The 17066-nt window shown below is 65.3% G+C and carries 17 protein-coding genes; 12 read left to right on the top strand and 5 right to left on the bottom strand.

Annotation, left to right across the window (positions count from 1 at the left end):
* Positions 1-9: 9 nt before the first annotated feature.
* From GXW71_RS06450 to GXW71_RS06440, 3 genes are all read right to left on the bottom strand, one after another.
* On the bottom strand, positions 10-2637 hold the full coding sequence (locus GXW71_RS06450; protein ID WP_211851601.1) for an AAA family ATPase: 2628 nt from the start codon (positions 2635-2637) through the stop codon (positions 10-12).
* Entirely contained in the window at positions 2634-3761 is a 1128-nt protein-coding gene (locus tag GXW71_RS06445; protein WP_211851600.1) for a metallophosphoesterase family protein, read from the bottom strand. The genes GXW71_RS06450 and GXW71_RS06445 overlap by 4 nt, the downstream gene beginning before the upstream one ends.
* A gap of 180 nt (positions 3762-3941) precedes the next feature.
* Positions 3942-4466: an SHOCT domain-containing protein gene (locus GXW71_RS06440; protein ID WP_211851599.1), complete on the bottom strand. Its 525-nt coding sequence runs from the start codon at positions 4464-4466 to the stop codon at positions 3942-3944.
* 832 nt (positions 4467-5298) lie between these two features.
* Here GXW71_RS06440 and GXW71_RS06435 point away from each other — a divergent pair.
* Genes GXW71_RS06435 through GXW71_RS06425 form a run of 3 tightly spaced genes read left to right on the top strand, consistent with a single transcriptional unit; the run spans position 5299 to position 6064 of the window.
* On the top strand, positions 5299-5589 hold the full coding sequence (locus tag GXW71_RS06435; RefSeq protein ID WP_211851598.1) for a hypothetical protein: 291 nt from the start codon (positions 5299-5301) through the stop codon (positions 5587-5589).
* Complete coding sequence (locus GXW71_RS06430; protein WP_211851597.1) at positions 5586-5819, top strand: helix-turn-helix domain-containing protein; 234 nt, start codon at positions 5586-5588, stop codon at positions 5817-5819. The genes GXW71_RS06435 and GXW71_RS06430 overlap by 4 nt, the downstream gene beginning before the upstream one ends.
* Positions 5820-5860: 41 nt before the next feature.
* Entirely contained in the window at positions 5861-6064 is a 204-nt protein-coding gene (locus GXW71_RS06425; protein ID WP_211851596.1) for a hypothetical protein, read from the top strand.
* A 29-nt stretch (positions 6065-6093) separates the two neighbouring features.
* Here GXW71_RS06425 and GXW71_RS35130 read toward each other — a convergent pair whose 3' ends face one another.
* Complete coding sequence (locus tag GXW71_RS35130) at positions 6094-6228, bottom strand: hypothetical protein (protein WP_281417295.1); 135 nt, start codon at positions 6226-6228, stop codon at positions 6094-6096.
* 1324 nt (positions 6229-7552) lie between these two features.
* Between GXW71_RS35130 and GXW71_RS06420 the strand changes: the two genes are divergently transcribed.
* The 5 genes from GXW71_RS06420 to arr all read left to right on the top strand — a co-directional run bounded on the left by GXW71_RS06420 (position 7553) and on the right by arr (position 10163).
* Entirely contained in the window at positions 7553-8176 is a 624-nt protein-coding gene (locus GXW71_RS06420) for a hypothetical protein (protein ID WP_211851595.1), read from the top strand.
* A 33-nt stretch (positions 8177-8209) separates the two neighbouring features.
* A complete protein-coding gene (locus tag GXW71_RS06415; RefSeq protein WP_211851594.1) occupies positions 8210-8647 on the top strand; it encodes a MucR family transcriptional regulator in 438 nt (145 codons plus the stop codon).
* A 28-nt stretch (positions 8648-8675) separates the two neighbouring features.
* On the top strand, positions 8676-9377 hold the full coding sequence (locus GXW71_RS06410) for a hypothetical protein (protein WP_211851593.1): 702 nt from the start codon (positions 8676-8678) through the stop codon (positions 9375-9377).
* Positions 9377-9637 (top strand): hypothetical protein, encoded by a 261-nt coding sequence (locus tag GXW71_RS06405; RefSeq protein ID WP_211851592.1) that lies wholly within the window; start codon positions 9377-9379, stop codon positions 9635-9637. Before GXW71_RS06410 ends, GXW71_RS06405 begins: the two co-directional genes overlap by 1 nt.
* A 112-nt stretch (positions 9638-9749) precedes the next feature.
* Positions 9750-10163 carry an NAD(+)--rifampin ADP-ribosyltransferase gene (gene arr, locus GXW71_RS06400; protein WP_211851591.1) on the top strand — a complete coding sequence of 138 codons (414 nt, stop codon included), beginning with the start codon at positions 9750-9752 and terminating at the stop codon, positions 10161-10163.
* 264 nt (positions 10164-10427) lie between these two features.
* Here arr and ligD read toward each other — a convergent pair whose 3' ends face one another.
* Entirely contained in the window at positions 10428-11507 is a 1080-nt protein-coding gene (gene ligD, locus GXW71_RS06395) for a non-homologous end-joining DNA ligase (protein ID WP_211851590.1), read from the bottom strand.
* Positions 11508-11589: 82 nt separating this feature from the next.
* On the opposite strand from ligD, the gene GXW71_RS06390 reads away from it, so the two are divergent.
* From GXW71_RS06390 to GXW71_RS06375, 4 genes are all read left to right on the top strand, one after another.
* Positions 11590-11874 (top strand): hypothetical protein, encoded by a 285-nt coding sequence (locus GXW71_RS06390; protein WP_211851589.1) that lies wholly within the window; start codon positions 11590-11592, stop codon positions 11872-11874.
* Positions 11875-12289: 415 nt separating this feature from the next.
* A complete protein-coding gene (locus tag GXW71_RS06385; RefSeq protein ID WP_211851588.1) occupies positions 12290-12451 on the top strand; it encodes a hypothetical protein in 162 nt (53 codons plus the stop codon).
* 79 nt (positions 12452-12530) lie between these two features.
* A complete protein-coding gene (locus tag GXW71_RS06380) occupies positions 12531-13268 on the top strand; it encodes an SOS response-associated peptidase family protein (protein ID WP_211851587.1) in 738 nt (245 codons plus the stop codon).
* 298 nt (positions 13269-13566) lie between these two features.
* On the top strand, positions 13567-16878 hold the full coding sequence (locus GXW71_RS06375) for an error-prone DNA polymerase (protein ID WP_211851586.1): 3312 nt from the start codon (positions 13567-13569) through the stop codon (positions 16876-16878).
* The last annotated feature ends 188 nt before the right edge of the window (positions 16879-17066 follow it).

Raw genomic sequence — 17066 nt, 5'->3', positions numbered from 1 at the left:
ATGAGCCAGTCAAAGCACGATGCGGTTCGCATCGAGATGGCGAAATGCCTTGGACCGGCAGGTGAGCAGCAGCACCTGCATGCGCTCCGATGCCTCCAGGACGATATCTGTCATCGCCTCTAGGCGGACGTCGTCGGAATAAACGAGCGGATCGTCGAGAATGAGCGACACGGGCGCGCCATCCTCCAGCAGCAAATCAGCGAACGCCAGACGTGTCAGAATAGCGAGTTGCTCTTGCGTGCCGCGGCTCAGCCCGCCGCATGCCTCGTCTGTGCCCGCCCGCCCAATCGACGTCAGGCCGAGCTCGTCATCGAAGGTCAGCGCGCAACCTGGCAGCAACCGCTCCACATACCGCGCTGCACGCTTGCTCACCGGTGCAAGAAAGGTGCGCGAGGCCTGCGCGGCCGCGTCGTTGAGTGCGCCGCGCAGCATTCCCAGGACGTCAGCCTCACGCCGGAGCCGCTCGTGAGCATCTCGCGCTGCTGCCTCCTCTTCGATCGCCTCTTTAGCCACACCGGCCGGACCAATCGCTCCCTCCCGTGAAACCGTGGCCTCCAGCGAGCCAATCTGCCGGACGAGCTCCAGGCGCTCCTCCGCGGCCTTATCAGCTGCACGCTTTAAATTGGTGAGCCGCCTCTGAATTGCCTCGACCTGGAGGTTCTTTGCGGCATCCCGTGCAGCTCCGAGCGCTTCGAATTTCTTCGTCCGACTACTCTGGGCCTCGGCCAAGACCTCTTCGAGCTTCGCCTTCTCCCCCGCCGACCGCACCGCCCGCAGATTGAAGACGGCAGTCTGCTCTTCCTTGACTGACGATGCGTGGTCGGCCGCAGCTGCTGCGAGCTTTGCCTCGGCTTTCGACAGTGCGCCACGGCTCTCGTCCTGCCGCCCCATTGCGGCGGCCTCCTCAGCGCGTGCCGAGCTGACGCCAGCTTCAAGGGCGCCGATATCGTCATCTGGCATCAGGGGGACGGCGTCGTCATCCGCCAAGGCCGCCGTGAACGCCCTGAGCGCCTCAGCGCCCGGCGCGAGTCCAATGGTCGGATCTCCAGGGCACGCCGCGGCGATTTGGCGGCGCACCGCCTGCAACTGTCGCGCCGCCGCTCGCGCGCGCTCCGAGCGTGTCAGCGCCTGAGCATGCGATGAGACCGCAAGCTCGCGAAGTTTGGCCGCGAGTTGCGTCTCGGCCGCCGCTAGTTCCGCTTCAATCGATCGACCCACGCCTGCCGGCGGCCGTACCACAAAACTACCGGCGTCGCCGATGGCGAAGCGGGTGACCGATAGTGCATCAAAGCGACGCACTTCGCTAAGTTCGCCGTCAACGCGAAGGGAGACACCGTCCGCAAGCTCAACATCGATCCTGACCGCACCGGCCTCAAACCGAGCGCGAGCCTCAACCACCGCTTTTTCGCGTGCAGCCAGGCCGTCCAGATCGCCCTGCTGAATTTGGCCATCGGCCTCGATACGAAGCTCCCTCTCCTGCTTCTCGAGCTCGGTTAGGGCTGTGCGCGAGTCACGCGCACGACACGTGCTGATGGAGCGAGCGAATGCTGTTGCACGTGCTCTGGCCGCAGCAACTGCCACCTCCCGCGTCTCGCGATCCGCGCTTCTGGCGTCCAGCGCGGCACGCAACGTGCGCTCCTCCTTGGACGCGCCATCGGCAGCTGCCTTTGCAGACTCGTACGCCGCCCGCTTCTCTCGTTCTTGCTCAGCGGCCGCCGCGGCTCGGCTTTCAGCCTGCTGGAGGGCCTCTACGCGCCCAGCAGCGGCCTTCTCGATTTCGACCGCACGCCCATGCTCCGCTTCGGCGATAGAGAGCCGAAGCTGAACCGCTTGCCCGGCCTTAACGTCCTCTTCCAGCTTGCGACGCAGCTCAGCTGCCTCCGGATCTGCGAGATCGCGCTCGATGATTCGCAGGCGCGCCCTCGCCTGCTCCAACTCCGTCAGAGAGTGCTCATAGCCGCGGAGGGTCGTCTCTGCGGCCTGGCGGGCATCGCTTGCCGCCGCGAGGCGGGCTTCCGCCGCAGCAAGCTCGCCTCTCGATTGCCCGGTCCTCGCGGTGCGAAGATTGGCGTACGAAGTCTCGACGGAGTTTCTTATCGCGTCGAAGCGCTTGCCGCCCGTCACTGCGCCGACCTCGGCCTCAAGGATGGACCTGACGCTATCGCGAACGATGCGGTTGGGCGTTTCAACAGCAAGTGCCGACGCCTGTTCGACCCAAAGCATGCCCAGGGGCCCGCGCGTTTCAGGGTCGGTGCCGCGGTTGTTGCCGCGCTCAAACCCAAGCAGCTCCTGCAGGGCTTCTTCGGCCGCTTCGCTTTCGCGGCGACCATCCGGCCCCGTAAGCCGGACAAACGGCGCGCGCAGAAACTGCTTCTGCAGCATCCAGCTCTTGCCGCCAGCTGCAAACTCGACCGCAATGCGCGGCGCCACATCGTCCCCATGCGGCATGAACGAACGGACCAGCTCATGCTTTGCGGAATACCGGATGAAGAAGGCGGCGCGCAGTGCTTCAAGCAGGGTCGACTTACCCCGCTCATTAGGCTCTACGATGACGTTCAAGCCTGGCGAGAAGTCGGAGAGCTTCAGAGGATCACGGAACTTTCGGAAGTTTGCGACCTCAAGGGAATTCAGAATCACTGCGCCGCTCCCCGATCGAACCGCAGCGCCTCGACATAGAGACGCTCCAAAGCTGCGGCGGCCATCTCGCCGTCAGGGCCTCCCGCCCCTGCACGCTCGCGCAGCACCGCTGCTGCACCTGCCAGGGCGCCCTGCACATCGATCTCGGCGAGTTCCTCTGCCGTTGGCCGTGCGATCAGCCCAGCGGCATCCACTTCCAGGTGACGGACGGCAAGGGAAAGCTGTTCTTCCAGGGATGCAGTGATGCCCACACGGTTGGCAAGGCTGACCGTGCCCGAAAGCTTCAGCGCTAACAGGACATCGGCGAGCGCCCCCTCCCCGCGCAGCGCCTCGATAGCTGCCGCCAGATCATCTGCCTCGACGAAGTCCCAGCGTCTCTCCAGCCATCGGTACCGACCTGTAGATCGGCGGGTCAGCACGGGCGAATCGGTGGTGCGGACAATCGCCTCTATGCAAGCGCCGGCGTCCTCACGTCCGAAGCGATCGATCTCCGGCGTCCCGCTGTAGGCGGTGCGATCCCCGACAGCCAGAAAGCCGTGCCAGTCTCCGAGGGCGAGATAATCTAGACCGGCTGTGCGTGCGCGGTCCGGTGGAATCTGATTCGGGCTCTCGCCACTGGCGCCAAAGTCGGTAATGGAGCCATGGGCAAGCCCGATGCGGAGAGCACCTGGCGGCGTCGCCATGCCGACCATTAGCGCCGTCGGATCTTCACGCGTTCTCCGATGCTCGAGAGGGGCCGGTAGCAACCATGCGCCTTCATCGAGCTCCATAGGTTCTGAACGATCGATGACGCGGACGTTCGGCGGTGCGAGGCCGCGCACCCGGCTCCATAGTCCGCCCGCTCGCAAGTGGTCGTGGTTGCCCGGCATCAGCCACCAGGTCACCGGCGCGTGCCCCATCCGCGACATTGCCTGCACGACAACGCGGTTGCCTGGTTCGACATTATCGAAGACATCGCCCGCGACTAGGACCTGGCCAGCGCCAGTGTCGCGCGCCGCGGAAGCGATCCGGTCGATCGCGTCGAGACGAGCTTCGGATAGCGCTGACCGGACTTCCTGCGGAAATCGGCCGTATGGCTTCCCAAGTTGCCAGTCAGCCGTGTGGATGATCTTGATGGTCGCCATCTCGCCCTCTGGCGTCTTGCACGCGTTTGCAATGGTGGTGCGTACAGGGGCGGAGAACCACCTGTGTTTCGGTGACCGCCCGCTGTACCAAACGGCCCGCCTCTCCCGCGAGGAGATTGGATATTCCTGAGCCGGGTGCGTTGCCCATGGGCGCGAACTGGCGCCGATGCGGCTACTATATCATTGGTTGAAAGTCACTTGGACCAGCCAGATCCGCGCCTCCGTATTCGGATAGAACATCCGGTACTGGATTGGGGTGTTTCCGGAGTTGAGGTAAGCTGTCGCGTTGCAGGTACGCTCGGGAAGGCCAGCATCGAAGCGAACTTCCCTCGTGTTCGCCCAGTCGAGCATGCGCAACGTATCTATATTCGCATTGGCGTTCGTCGCAATCGCGTTGGCCACAGCGGCTTTCGCGCTCCGGTCGTCGCACATTGGGACCGTCCGGCTGGCGGTTGATGCATTTGGCGCATTAGCAGGCGCCGAGAGTCGCTGCTCTCGAAAGCGGTTTCCCGAGCTGATCGCATTCAGAGCGGTAACCAAGGCCAGCAGCCCTCCGACGAAGAGGACGGGGACCTTCCACCACAGCCCCCGGACTTTTTGAGATTTTTCGAGTATCTCAGCCTTCTTCTTCGCAAATTCCTCCTCGGTGATTGCGTTGGCGTTCCGAAGAGCTGCGAGCTTCTCCAGATCAGCGATGTCCGACATTTAAGGTTGACCTCTGTTCCACCCAGCGACGGGCGTGTTTTGCCAACCGGCGCTCACTGGCGCCGGGCGGTTCGCTGCGTGGAAGTTTAGGCAACACACGCCCTGCCTATTCCCACGGCGAACGTCTCCGTTCACCGCTGGCACTAAAGCCGGGTGTTTTATTCGGCAGGCCACCCGACAGAGTGGCTGCCTAAACTTCAGTGCGCAGCGACGCGCGCCATGAATTTAGCACTAAACTCAATGGCCGGCTAGCCTGTATATACCGTTGATTTCGCTCAAATTTATCGAAAATTGCCGCCGAAATCGGCCTCAGCGGTCACAGCCAACGCTAATCACCAAAGCACCGCTAAAGTACATTTTTAAGCAAATCGTATATTCCATCGAATCCCACTGTTGAGCTCGACGCCATGCGGGACACAGACCGCACTATTTCTTGGCGGTAGGCCATCTATATTGGCGGACGCGAGTTTGTCTTATGTTTCACCCCAGGGATATATGAATCGCTGCTATATTACCCACGCGGCGACGTGACGCTTCGCGGCCACTCGATCGGTCGCGCAGCTCAGTGCCGGAATCGATTTCTCCACTGACCCGGAACGCAAGACCCAATGGAATCGCCTGACATCTTCAACCTTGGGCTTCCGCTGCCCCGAGGTGCAGCCGGATCTCCGACGTGAGCGACCTGGCGCTTCAGCGTAGAAGCCTTGTCTGAGTTCGGGAGCAGAGCTCTAGACCGGGCGCACCGGGGAGAAATTCCGGGGTTTCCCTTGTACAGTCGGAATCGAGATGCTGGAGGGCAATGGGGCCGTCCGGAGCTGATGAGGGCCTGACCATGGCCGAGGACACCATGCCGGCGGCGACCAGCCGCAAGGCGCCTACGGGCACGCCGGAGAGCGCCGTCCTCTTTACCTTGCAACTCACCGAGCTGGGTATGTCGATCGCTGATCTGGCGCGAACCATGCAACGCCACGGCGACGACCGCCCGCGCGAGAACATTGAGACCACCTTGCGCCGTGTGGCGAAGGGCGAGGCCCGCTTCAGCGGGGAGTTGAAGGCGCTATTGGGTATGATGCTGCGCAGCCAGCGGCGCCGGATGGCGAAGGCTGCCGAGAAGGCTGCATGACGCCAGACCGCCTGCGCGAGATCAGGGAAATGATGGGGCTGAGCAGCCGCGCGCTGGCAGCCGTGTTCGGCTATGCGCCAACGGCTGGCTATGAGTGGGAGAGCGGCCGCAACGCGATTCCTGAGCCGGTCGCGGCATGGCTGGAGAACGTGGCGCGGTTCTGGAAGGCGAACCCGCCACCGCAGCGAAGCGCTCGCGCTGAGGCGCCGCTGCAGGCCGGGCGCGCGTAGGCGAGATGCGCGTCTATGCTTGGCGAGGCCTCGGCGATGCTGTGGCGCTGACCCGGACCAATGCGGATAGCGCCATCCTGCCGGCCGAGCACGCCCCCTGGTCGCCGTGGAAGTCGATCGACCTGGACCCCGATCTGCCGGTGATCGGCTTCGATGCCGAAGCCGCGCGCCGAGCAATCTTGGATCAGGGCCTCTTCCTGACCCAGTTGCCCCCGAAGGCGCCGCTGAAGCGCGTGTGGCCGTGAAGTTCCTGGCCGCCGATCCCCCCTTTGGCTCAGGGGATGGCTTTGATCACGCCGGCGATGAACATCAGTACCGCGCTGATCGTGAAGACCACCCCCATGACCTCGCGGTGCTTGAGCCACAAAATCAAGAGGCCGATCCCGACCAAGATGCCCAAGATTTCCATAGTGACGTGCCCTCAACCTCCGCGAATGCAGCGCGGGTAGCACCGGCCTAGGTGCCGAGGGAGCGACCTTTGTCACGGCGGGGGCGGCTGTAGCGGCACCGGCATCGACGTGATGCACCAAGCCAGAGCTTAGCTTTAAATGAAGCAGCAAATGTAGGCGGTCGCTGCGCTACGTATAATCACTTCGAGCGTTGAATTTCGGCAGGTCGCGCGCATGTTCCTGGACTCCCCCTTCCAGTGGCGCATAGTAAGCACTATCCTCAGGAGCCGCGCCGTGTCCCGCCTTACTACGCATGCGGCGCGGCCCTCCGGGGACAGCTCCATCCATGACTTGTACCAGCGCGCCGCGAAGGCAATCGAGGATGCGCGAGAGTGCACGCTGACATTGTGCGCCAGCAGGGTGGAAGCTCGCGCTCTTGCGGATCAGCTCTCCCGGTCCGTCCGCTGACTCCAGTGGTTCGAGTCCACGGTGGCGGGAACGAGGAAAGTTAGCGCCGAGCGCAGCTTGCTTTGGACCACCCTTCTCGATCCATGGCCTGCCCGACGTTGACGCCGGCGACCAGCACATCCGCCACCACGCGCTCCCAGCTCCGGTGATGCGGCCGCACCTCGATCTCTCGGCCCTCAGTCCTGCGGCGCAGTTCCGCGCCGGCCTCACGATACCGCCGCTCGCCACGCTCAGGCGTGTCCAGGCCACGCAGGCGCACGCTGACGGGCTGGGATAGGCCGGCGCATCGCGCGGTCAGCGTGTCACCATCTGCCCAGCGGATGGCCTCACAGCGCCACGCCTGCCCGGCTGGGAAGGTGCGGCCCGGCTCCCGCCAGTGGCATTGGGCTGAGGCGGCAGCTGGCATCAGCAGGGCGCACGCGAGCGCCATAAGGAGGATTTGCATGCCCGCGCGATGCCCCAATCGGCATGCGGCACGCAAGGACGATCGCGTCACCGAAATACTGACTTGCCTGCACCAGTCCGGCTCTGGATAGGCGCACCGAGTCGAGCCCGGAGCGCGCGACACCGACGCTTTTCACCGACGGTCAAGCCGCGATGAACCGCGCCGACCGTTCGACCACGCCCACCACGCAACAAATACCAACTCAATTGGGAGACGCTGACGCGAGGGTTGCTGGATGCTGAGCCCGATCCGGACGACGCCGACCGCAACCCGTTCAATAGAGACCTGCTGCTGATGCGGCTGCTGGGCGGCGGGGCGGGCGGTCTGCCGCCGCCATTGGGCAGCGACGGCCATAGCGGTGCCGCTGGTTAATATCGAAGCAGCAGTTTGATCAGTATAGATGCTTCCGACTCAAGCGAGAGGTCGCTTCTATGGCTGCGTTTCCCTTCACCACCTGTCTTCGCTTCGTTGCACTGGCAACCGCGCTGTTCGCTGTAACTGCCTGCGGCTTCGGCGTGATGGAGAGGGCGACAATGCCGCTCGCCTATACTCCCCAATCAGCAGCAACGCCTGGTGGGAGAGCGGTCGTCGGTATGGGCGAAGTCAGAGTAACTCGCGACATTGGCTCGGAGGATGCGGCTTGGATCGGCTCGATCCGGGGTTCCTTCGGACAGCCGATCAAGAAGCTGTACTCGGAAACCCCTGTCGACCAAGCGGTGGGTCGCGCCTTGAGTGAAGGGTTGCGGGTCCGCGGCTTGCTTGCGCCGGAAGGGCTCCCGCCGCAGCGGAGACTTGTCGTCGATGTGGCGCAACTCGCGGCCAACCAGTACGCCCGTTCAGAAGCTATGGTTGCGCTCCGACTGACCCTTGTGGATGGGCCGAGCGGTCGGCAGGTTTGGTCGGATACGGTTCAAGCGAACAGGATCGAGGGGTCGACCATGGGCGGGTTCGCCAACTTCCATCGCCTGGAGGATCTGCACTCGCTGCTGGTCCGAGTGCTTGGCGAAGCCGTCGACCAAGCTCTGGACAATCCCGGCTTCCGGGCTGCTTTGTAAGCAGTCACATCACCGTTCACGCGCGGGAGCAGCATGCCCGACGACATCGCCATCCCTGACCTCCTCGCCCTAACCGCCGAGATCGTGGCGGCGCACGTCGCAAATAACTCCGCCACTCAGGCGGATCTCCCTGCCCTCATCCAGAACGTGCATCGCACGCTAGCTGGCCTTGGCGAACCTTCGGCCCCGCCAGAGGAGAAGCGGCAGCCCGCAGTGCCGATCAAGCGTTCGATCACACCCGACTACCTGATCTGCCTTGAGGACGGCCGGAAGCTGAAGTCGATGAAGCGCCACCTCATGACTGCTTTCGGCCTGACGCCGGAGCAGTACCGGGAGCGCTGGGGGCTGCCGAAGGACTATCCCATGGTGGCGCCGGCCTATTCGGCCAAACGCTCCGAGATGGCGAAGCAGATCGGCCTGGGCACCGGCGCCAAGGCGAAGCCGCGTGGTCGGCGAAAGGCTAGTCGCTGATCGGCGCGCAAGGGTGGAGACGACATTCGTGCCCAATAGCCCCGTGCGCATCGCACGCCGCGCTGCCCTCTTAGCCGGCAGCGGCTTCTTGGGTGCCCTGCTCCCCGGCTGCGCCACAGAGCGAACCGGCGCGCCCTCGATCGCCGCGGCTCCGCGGACGGACCTGCGCCTTTCACGGCCGATGATCGGCGCGGTCTTCGACGGCAGGCCGGTGCCCGGCGACGCATCGGTCGCGCCAACGCTGCAGCGCGACCTGGCGCGGATCTACGGGCCGAGCATCACCTGGCGGGAGTACTTCGTCCCTGTGCCGCCCGGGGAGGTCGCCATGCGCTTCCGGATCGTCGCCCTCGGCTCGGTCTTCGGCTCGCGCATTATCTCCGCAGGAGCGGTATCAACGGCGAACACACGGGCGCAGGGAAGCGCCACCGGTTCGTGGGGAACGGTGGTCGCGCAGGCCACAGCTCAGCAAACGGTGTTTTCCGGAGCGATGGCGGCCGAAGGCTGGTGGAACAGCGCCGCCTGGGTGGATGTGGAAATTGAGGACAACCGGCCTGGCAGGCGGGCCCGGCTGACGATCCCGCTTGTGGCTGAGCACCGCGAGAGTAACACGTGGGGCTATGGCTCCGGTGATCGGGCTGCGCGGGTGGCGTGGGAGCGCGTCTCTGCTCAGTTGATCCGGATGGTCGATAACTCCCTGCGGATGCTACGCGACGAACAGGACCGTGCCTGATGAGCGCCCCACCCGACGCGGCTCTCCACGACATGCTGGCCTTGCTCGCGCAGAGCCAGGCGATGCTCATCGCGAACTTGTCGCTCGCGCTGAGCCAAGCAGCCGGCATACCGCCGGAGACGCTGGCGAGCCTGATGGAGCACACGGACATGCAGCACCGCGATGAGCGCGTGTCGGTGCTCGCCGATGGTATGCGCCGGGCGGTACTGGAGACGCTGAGGGCTACGCGCCCCGGCAGCGGTGGCGCGCAGCCTCAGTGATGCGCCCCGGACACGAGCTTCGGCGCGCGACCCATGGCAAGCCGGCCAAGCCATCAAAGGAGGGCGGGCGGGATGCCGGGCTATTTATCCCGTTTGGACGAGGAGTTTCGAAGTGCGTGCGCATGAAGTTCCACCAGGAACCACCTTTTACCACGGCACCAAAGCCAATCTGAAGATCGGTGACCTGCTTGTGCCCGGCTACAGCAGCAACTTCGTTCAGCGCGAGTTGAAGCACATCTATTTTTCGGCGTCGCTGGAGGCGGCGACTTGGGGCGCGGAGCTCGCACGTGGAGAAGGACGCGGCCGCATCTATATCGTCGAGCCGACGGGCCGGTTTGAAGACGACCCTAACCTGACGGACAAAAAATTCCCTGGGAACGTGACCGCGTCCTACCGATCCCTCGCACCGTTGCGCATCACAGGCGAGATCGAGGACTGGGAGGGCCATACGTCCGAAGAACTGCAAGCGATGAAAGAAGGGCTTGCTCGGCTCAAGGCAGACGGGAATGACGCCATCGAGGATTAGGCAACTGCGCTGTGATGATCCTGCATCCGCGAGGTCGTCGTATCCGTCGGTGGAACGCTTTGTGCCCTTCCCGATCGAATGCGAATGCGGCGAGCACTTCCGAGATGGCTGCGTGCACCTCGCGCGTCCTGCTGGAGCACGCAACCTCGCTGAGCGCCTTCCGGAAGCACGCTTGGCGCACCTCGGCAGGCGTCGCACTGTCGGGAAGCTGCCACCACCAGACCTGATCGGTGTCGACGATGTTGCCAGACGGGTCGATTGCTCTCATCGCGATCCGCCGCGTTGCGCGGCCGGCTCTGTCGCCGCTGGCATCTGCGGTCTCTCAATCACCACCTCTGCCGCCACCTTATCCTCGCGCAGCCCACGGTATGACGCATGTCGCAGCAGGCCGTCCCGGCTCCAGCCGCGGAATTCGATCTCCGCGACGAGTTCGGGGCGCACGAAGCGAGCATCTTTGGCGGCCGCGCTGTCCAGCTTCTTCGCAAACGGACTTCGGTCAATCCGCCGCGCCTCAAGCGCCTGGTAGAGTTCTCGAGCAATGCGCGCGGTGTAGCCGGTGCCGACACGGCCGACATGCTGCAACTCGCCATTCTCATATGCGCCCAGCACCAGCGATCCAATGGCTGTGCTTGAGGCGGTCGAAGGGACATAACCGCACACCACCAGCTCTTGCCGGCTGCTGCACTTCGATTTGAGCCAGATGCCGACGCGGCCACTGCGGTACGGCTCATCGATAGCCTTGGAGACGATGCCCTCCAGGCTCAGGCGGCAGGCGTGCCGCAGCACTATTTCGCCTGGATCGTCGAACGCCTCCGAAAAGCGAACCGGCCCGCGGATTTGCCCGAGCAGTTCCTGCAGGCGGGCCTGCCTCGCCGACAGCGGCGCCGCGCGCAGATCCCGGCCATCGAGATACAGGAGATCGAAGACGTAGAGCCGCAGAGGGCCACTGTCGCCCGCCTTCAAAGCGCCTTGCAGGAGGCCAAAGTCGGAGCGCCCAGCCAGATCCTCCACGACGAGTTCGCCATCCATGATCGCCTCCGCCGCCGGAATCTCCCGCACCGCATCCGCGAGCGCCCGGCCGAAGCGGGCCGTCCAGTCGAGGCCGCTGCGGGTAAGGAAGCTTACCTTTCCCGAGCGCAGCCGCGCCTGGAGCCGGTAGCCGTCGAACTTGATCTCGTGCCGCCAACGTGGGCCGACAGGGGGCGCAGAGACAAGGGTGGCGAGAGCAGGTTCGATGAAGCCGGGATATCGCGACGGCGCACCGATAACGGACGATGCCGAGGCAACCGACGGCGCCAGGCGGCGCGCAGTGCGTTTCGGAGCGGCTGGCGGCGGCTTGCCCATGACGCGCCTCTCTGGAAGGCGGACTCAACGCACGGGTAAACGTGGGGTTGTCGACTATCGGGGGCCGCGGCGATAAAGGTCGATGTCCTCAGGCCCGACATCATCGCCAATCACCCGCCCCTGGCACGAGCCGCGCGGCGAGCTGCTGCGCACCGCTGAGGTCGGCGAGTGGGGCGGCCCCAATTACGAGTACCGAGGCGCGAAGATCCGCTGCAATCCGGGGGGGCACGTCTGCGCCTTTGTGCTGGAAGGGCATCCGCTCTCGGCGAAGGCGACGCACGGCGTTCCAGGCACGATCACGCCGATCATCGACGCCTGGCTAGATGAGGGCCGGCTGCTGTCCTGGTACAGGGTGCCAAAGGGGTAGGGCAGCCACGCTTCCACCCGGCCGCCGAACGCAAGCCCGGCTTCGGCGGCGGTTCCCTCTGCCCGCAACCCCGCCGGCCGCCGTGCGCTTTGCCCTTCAATGACGAAGGGAGGCCGTTATGACCCAAGCCTAGCGCGGGCTGCTGTTGCTAGTGGCCGAGCATATGACCGCCTTGCTCGACGCTGATGCCGCGTCTCTGGATGCGGCGAGCAGCCAGGCCGAGCAAATCCGGGCTCTGATGGCCAAGGCGCTGAGCGAAGAGAAGGGCCCCGGTTCATGAGGCACTGGATCGCTTGGAAGCCTGATGCGGTGACTGCCTGCCTCGGCGACCGTGACGCGGCCGCGGGGGCCAGCCGGTGCCGCGAGGTAGGTCCAGCTCGCGCCCTGGCCGCGCGCTGATCCGGCGGAGGCATCCATGACCGACAATCTATGTGAGCTGGTGATCGCCACGGCCAAGGCCGTCGCGCATCTACTCGAAGAAGGCGCGCCCGAGGTGGACGGGGAGCTGCGGCGGCGGCTGCTCGAGCTCCTTTCCATGGTGGAGGGCGAGGCATCGCCTGAGACCAAGTCGCCCTGAACCGCGAGGGCCATAGCGCGAAGACGTTGCCCAAGATCGGACCCACAGGCACGCTGACGCCAATGGTGGAGGCGGTCTGATGTGCAACTTGTATTCCGAGATGTCGAACGTCGAGGCCATCCGCAACTTCGTGCAGGGCTTCGACAACGCCGGCACCAACCTCCAGCCCTATCCCGGAATCTTTCCCGACTACACGGCCCCTATAATCCGCAACAACGCCGGGCGGCGGGAACTGGTGACGCATTGCCGCTGGGGGATGCCGTCCTCGAGCCAGGCTCTTTTCAAGGCAGCCACGGTCCGCGCCGATAAGCTGCGGGCGAAGGGAAAGGAGGTGGATTTCCCAGCGCTGTTGAAGGCGGAACCGGACGGCGGCACCACAAACGTCCGGAACACCTCGTCCAAGCACTGGAAGCGATGGCTTGGCGTGGAGAACCGCTGCATCGTGCCGTTCACATCATTCAGCGAGTTCAACCGCGAAGCCGGCGGCGACATTTGGTTTGCGCTTAGTGAGGAACGGCCGCTGGCCTTCTTTGCCGGAATCTGGGTGCCGCAGTGGACCAGCGTTCGCAAGATCAAGAATGGCGTGGAGACAATCGACCTCTTTGGCTTCCTGACGACCGACCCCAGTGCCGAGGTGAAGGCGGTTCACCCCAAAGCCATGCCTGTGATCCTCACGTCGTCTGCGGAGGTTGAGACCTGGCTGACCGCGCCCTGGGACGAGAAGATGCAGCGCCCGCTGCCTGACGGAAGCCTTCGGATCGTCGCGCGGGGGACGAAGCAGGATGGGCCGCCCGGCGCGCCGGCTGTTCCTTTGTAACGGCTGGGGATGATCCGCGGTCGGGACTCGACTCACGAACATAGAGAGAACATCTTCCGAGGTATGAGCCAGCAGCCGCCAGCCTCCAGCGCCGATGAAGTCCTTGTTTCTGATGAAGAATTGGCCTCGGCGCTGGCCTATGGGCTGAGGTACGGCCCTCGGGGAAAGCCCAACCGGACCGCGGCGGAGATAACGGCCGGGGTCGCCAGTGAACGGCTCGTGGAATACCTGCGCCTCTGCGGATACAGGATCACCCGCCCGCGCAACGGCGCGCCGCCGCACACAGCCGGGTGACGCCATGGAAGCCGCCTATGCGGAGCTGGGAGCTCAGTCGAACTTCTCGTTCCTCGACGGCGCCTCGCACCCTCATGAGCTGGTTCAAACGGCGAAGCGCCTTGGCCTCGCCGGCCTCGGCATCTGTGACACCAATTCCCTCGCGGGCGTGGTGCGCGGGCATGTCGCGGCGAAGGAAGCCGGGTTGCCCTTCCGCGTGGGTGCCCGGCTGGAGCTGCTAGACGGCTCCCGCTACCTCGCCTGGCCGACCGATCGCGCCTCCTACGGGCGCCTGACCCGCCTGCTCTCGCATGGCCGAATGACGGCACCGAAGGGCGAGTGCTGGATCACCCGCGAGGATCTGATCGCGCATCGCCATGGCCTGGTCCTGGCGGCGCTGCCGCCGGACGATGAAGCCGAGGATGACGCGTTCCTGGATCGGCTGCGCGCCGATGTCGTCGACCTGAATCGCAACCCCGGGCCGATGCCGCTGCTCTGCGCCGTCTCGGACAACCTGTCGGAGAAATTCCACCACGCACGCGCATTTACGCTTGTGGATTGGGCCTTCCATATCGGCGTGCCGCCGCTGGCCATCAACAACGTCCGCTTTCACCATCGCTCCCGGCGTCGCCTGGCCGATGTGCTGTCGGCCATCCGCCTCGGCGTCACGGTCGATCGGCTGGGCCATACGGCGGAGAGCAATGAGGAACGGTGCCTGAAATCGCCGACCGAGATGGCGAAGCTCTTCCCGCTGCGGGAGGAGTATGGGTATCCCCTCGAACTCACGCTGACGGTGCTGGAGGCGACCGAAGGCTTCAGCCTCGACCAGCTCCGCTACGAATACCCGGACGAGATCCTGGAACCCGGCCGCACGCCGCAGCAGACGCTGGAAGCCCGCGTCGCCGAGGCCGCGGCGGAGCGCTGGCCGGAGGGCGTCTCCCCCGATATCGCCAAGCGCCTGGCACACGAACTGCGCATGATCGCGCAACTCGACTACGCGCCGTACTTCCTGACGGTGCATGAGATCGTCCGCTTCGCGCGGTCGAAGGGCATCCTCTGCCAGGGACGCGGCTCGGCGGCCAATTCCGCGGTCTGCTACGTGCTCGGCGTCACCGCCGTCGATCCCGCCAAGCATGATCTGCTGTTCGAGCGCTTCGTCTCCGCCAGCCGCGGCGAGCCGCCGGACATCGACATCGATTTCGAGCATGAGCGGCGGGAGGAGGTGATCCAGCACCTCTACGAGAAATACGGCCGCGAGCGCGCCGCCATCTGCGCGACCGTCATCCGCTACCGCAGCCGCAGCGCGATCCGCGAGGTCGGCAAGGCCATGGGCCTGTCGGAGGACGCGACCAGCAAGCTCGCCAAGGGCTCCTGGGGACCCGGCCGCGACGATGGCGACCTCGGCGACCTCGCGCGGCAGGAAGGCATGGACCCGCGCGACCAGCGCCTTTCGATGGCGCTGGAGCTGGCCGACGAGATCCGTGACTTCCCGCGCCACGTCGCGACCCATGTCGGCGGCTTCGTCATCACGCGCGGGCCGCTGACGGAACTGGCGGTGGTCACCAATGCCGCGATGCAGGACCGCACCACGCTGGAATGGGACAAGGATGACGTGGACGCGCTGCGCATCCTGAAGGTCGATGTGCTCGGCCTCGGCATGCTCTCCTGCATCCGCCGCGCCTTCGGGTTGCTGCGCATGCACAAGCGGTTGACGCTCGATCTTGCCGGCATCCCCAAGGATGATCCGGCTACCTATGAAATGCTGCGCCGCGCCGACAGCCTCGGCGTCTTCCAGGTCGAGAGCCGCGCGCAGATGAACATGCTGCCGCGCCTGCGCCCGAAGAACTTCTATGACCTGGTGATCCAGGTTGCGATCGTGCGGCCGGGTCCGATCCAGGGCGACATGGTGCACCCCTTCATCCGCCGACGCTGGGGACTAGAGGAACCGGAATATGCCGGCCCCTCCCCCGAGCATGGCGACCCGGACGAGCTGAAGCGCGTGCTGGGCAAGACGCTCGGTGTGCCGCTGTTCCAGGAACAGGCGATGCAGGTCGCGATCGTCGCCGCAGGCTTCTCGCCGGACGAGGCGGACCAGCTTCGGCGCGCCATGGCGACCTTCAAGCACACGGGCGGCGTCGGCGCCTATCGCGACCGCATGGTCACCGGCATGACCCGCCGCGGGTACCCGCAGGATTTCGCAGAGCGCGCCTTCCGGATGATCGAAGGCTTCGGCAGCTACGGCTTCCCGGAGAGCCATGCCGCGAGCTTCGCGCACCTCGTCTATGCCTCCTCCTGGATCAAATGCCACCACCCCGGCGTCTTCGCCTGCGCGCTGCTGAACAGCCAACCCATGGGCTTCTACGCGCCTGCGCAGATCATCCGCGATGCGCGCAAGCATGGCGTTGCGGTGCGGCCGATCGACGTGAACGTCAGCGAATGGGACAGCACGCTGGAACCCGACGAGGCCAGCACGGATGGCCTCGCCATCCGGCTCGGGCTGCGCGTGACCTCCGGCCTCTCGGAGGAGGAAGGCCGGGCGCTGATCAAGGTGCGCGCCGCCGGCAATGCGCGCCCCTTCGCCAGCGTCGAGGAAGCGGCAATGCGCGCCGGCCTGTCTCGCAAGGCGGTAGCGGCGTTAGTGGAGGCGGATAGCTTCGCTGGGCTGGCGCCTTCGCGGCCGGCCGCGCATTGGGCGGCGCTCGGTACGGATGCCAAGGCGCCGCGCGAGCTGCCGCTTTTTGCCGCCGCCGCGAGCGAAGGGCCGCTCTTCGAGGAGCCGGCACCGGCGCTGCCGGAGGAGACGCCGGGCCAGGCCGTGGTGCATGACTATCAGTCGATGGGGTTAACCCTGCGCCAGCACCCGCTGGCGCTGCTGCGGCCGCAGCTCGACGGCCTCGGCCTCGCCGACACGCGAAAGGTCCGCGCGGCGCGGCAGGGCCAAACGATGCGTCTGCCCGGTCTGGTGCTGATGCGCCAGCGCCCAGCGACAGCGAAGGGCGTGGTCTTCGTGACCGTGGAGGACGAGTTCGGCGATGCCAACCTGGTCGTCTACGCCAAGATCGGTTCACGCGATCGGCGTGAGCTGCTGACCTCGCGGCTGCTGGTCGCGGAAGGCCGCATCGAGCGCGTGGAAGAGCATGCGGAGGTGCCGCTGGTGCATCTCATCGTGCGGCGCCTGGTCGACCGGTCCGACTTGCTGGATAGCCTGAAAGAGGCGGAGGGGCTGGACCGGCTGGGCTGGGCGGATCGCGCGCTCGGCCGCGCCGATGAGGTGCGCCGGCCCGATCCGGGCTTGCGCAGCGAGAAGGTCAGGATGAAGAGCCGGGATTTCCGGTAGGCTGCACCGGCAACGGAGCAGGGACGAATACTTCATGCGCTATGTGGCTATTCCCGCTCGGGTGCTGCGACTGATTACCGGGGCAATGCTCGCGTGCGGTCTAGCAGCCGGGTGCACCTACCGGCCAACTCCAGAAGTCCGGCAACTACTGTCTCGACTCCGGGAGATCGCAAACCTGCTGGACGGGG

It is taken from the genome of Plastoroseomonas hellenica (assembly GCF_018129085.1).
Lineage (GTDB): Bacteria > Pseudomonadota > Alphaproteobacteria > Acetobacterales > Acetobacteraceae > Plastoroseomonas > Plastoroseomonas hellenica.
The sequence above is the reverse complement of the archived record's forward strand: the minus strand, read 5'-3'. Positions and strand labels throughout refer to the sequence as shown.

Excerpts from the sequence above, each read along its gene's own strand:
- GXW71_RS06445 (WP_211851600.1), bottom strand. The coding sequence starts at position 3,761 with ATGGCGACCATCAAGATCATCCACACGGCTGACTGGCAACTTGGGAAG.
- GXW71_RS06440 (WP_211851599.1), bottom strand. The coding sequence starts at position 4,466 with ATGTCGGACATCGCTGATCTGGAGAAGCTCGCAGCTCTTCGGAACGCC.
- GXW71_RS06435 (WP_211851598.1), top strand. The coding sequence starts at position 5,299 with ATGGCCGAGGACACCATGCCGGCGGCGACCAGCCGCAAGGCGCCTACG.
- GXW71_RS06430 (WP_211851597.1), top strand. The coding sequence starts at position 5,586 with ATGACGCCAGACCGCCTGCGCGAGATCAGGGAAATGATGGGGCTGAGC.
- GXW71_RS35130 (WP_281417295.1), bottom strand. The coding sequence starts at position 6,228 with ATGGAAATCTTGGGCATCTTGGTCGGGATCGGCCTCTTGATTTTGTGG.
- GXW71_RS06420 (WP_211851595.1), top strand. The coding sequence starts at position 7,553 with ATGGCTGCGTTTCCCTTCACCACCTGTCTTCGCTTCGTTGCACTGGCA.
- GXW71_RS06415 (WP_211851594.1), top strand. The coding sequence starts at position 8,210 with ATGCCCGACGACATCGCCATCCCTGACCTCCTCGCCCTAACCGCCGAG.
- GXW71_RS06405 (WP_211851592.1), top strand. The coding sequence starts at position 9,377 with ATGAGCGCCCCACCCGACGCGGCTCTCCACGACATGCTGGCCTTGCTC.
- ligD (WP_211851590.1), bottom strand. The coding sequence starts at position 11,507 with ATGGGCAAGCCGCCGCCAGCCGCTCCGAAACGCACTGCGCGCCGCCTG.
- GXW71_RS06390 (WP_211851589.1), top strand. The coding sequence starts at position 11,590 with ATGTCCTCAGGCCCGACATCATCGCCAATCACCCGCCCCTGGCACGAG.
- GXW71_RS06385 (WP_211851588.1), top strand. The coding sequence starts at position 12,290 with ATGACCGACAATCTATGTGAGCTGGTGATCGCCACGGCCAAGGCCGTC.
- GXW71_RS06380 (WP_211851587.1), top strand. The coding sequence starts at position 12,531 with ATGTGCAACTTGTATTCCGAGATGTCGAACGTCGAGGCCATCCGCAAC.
- GXW71_RS06375 (WP_211851586.1), top strand. The coding sequence starts at position 13,567 with ATGGAAGCCGCCTATGCGGAGCTGGGAGCTCAGTCGAACTTCTCGTTC.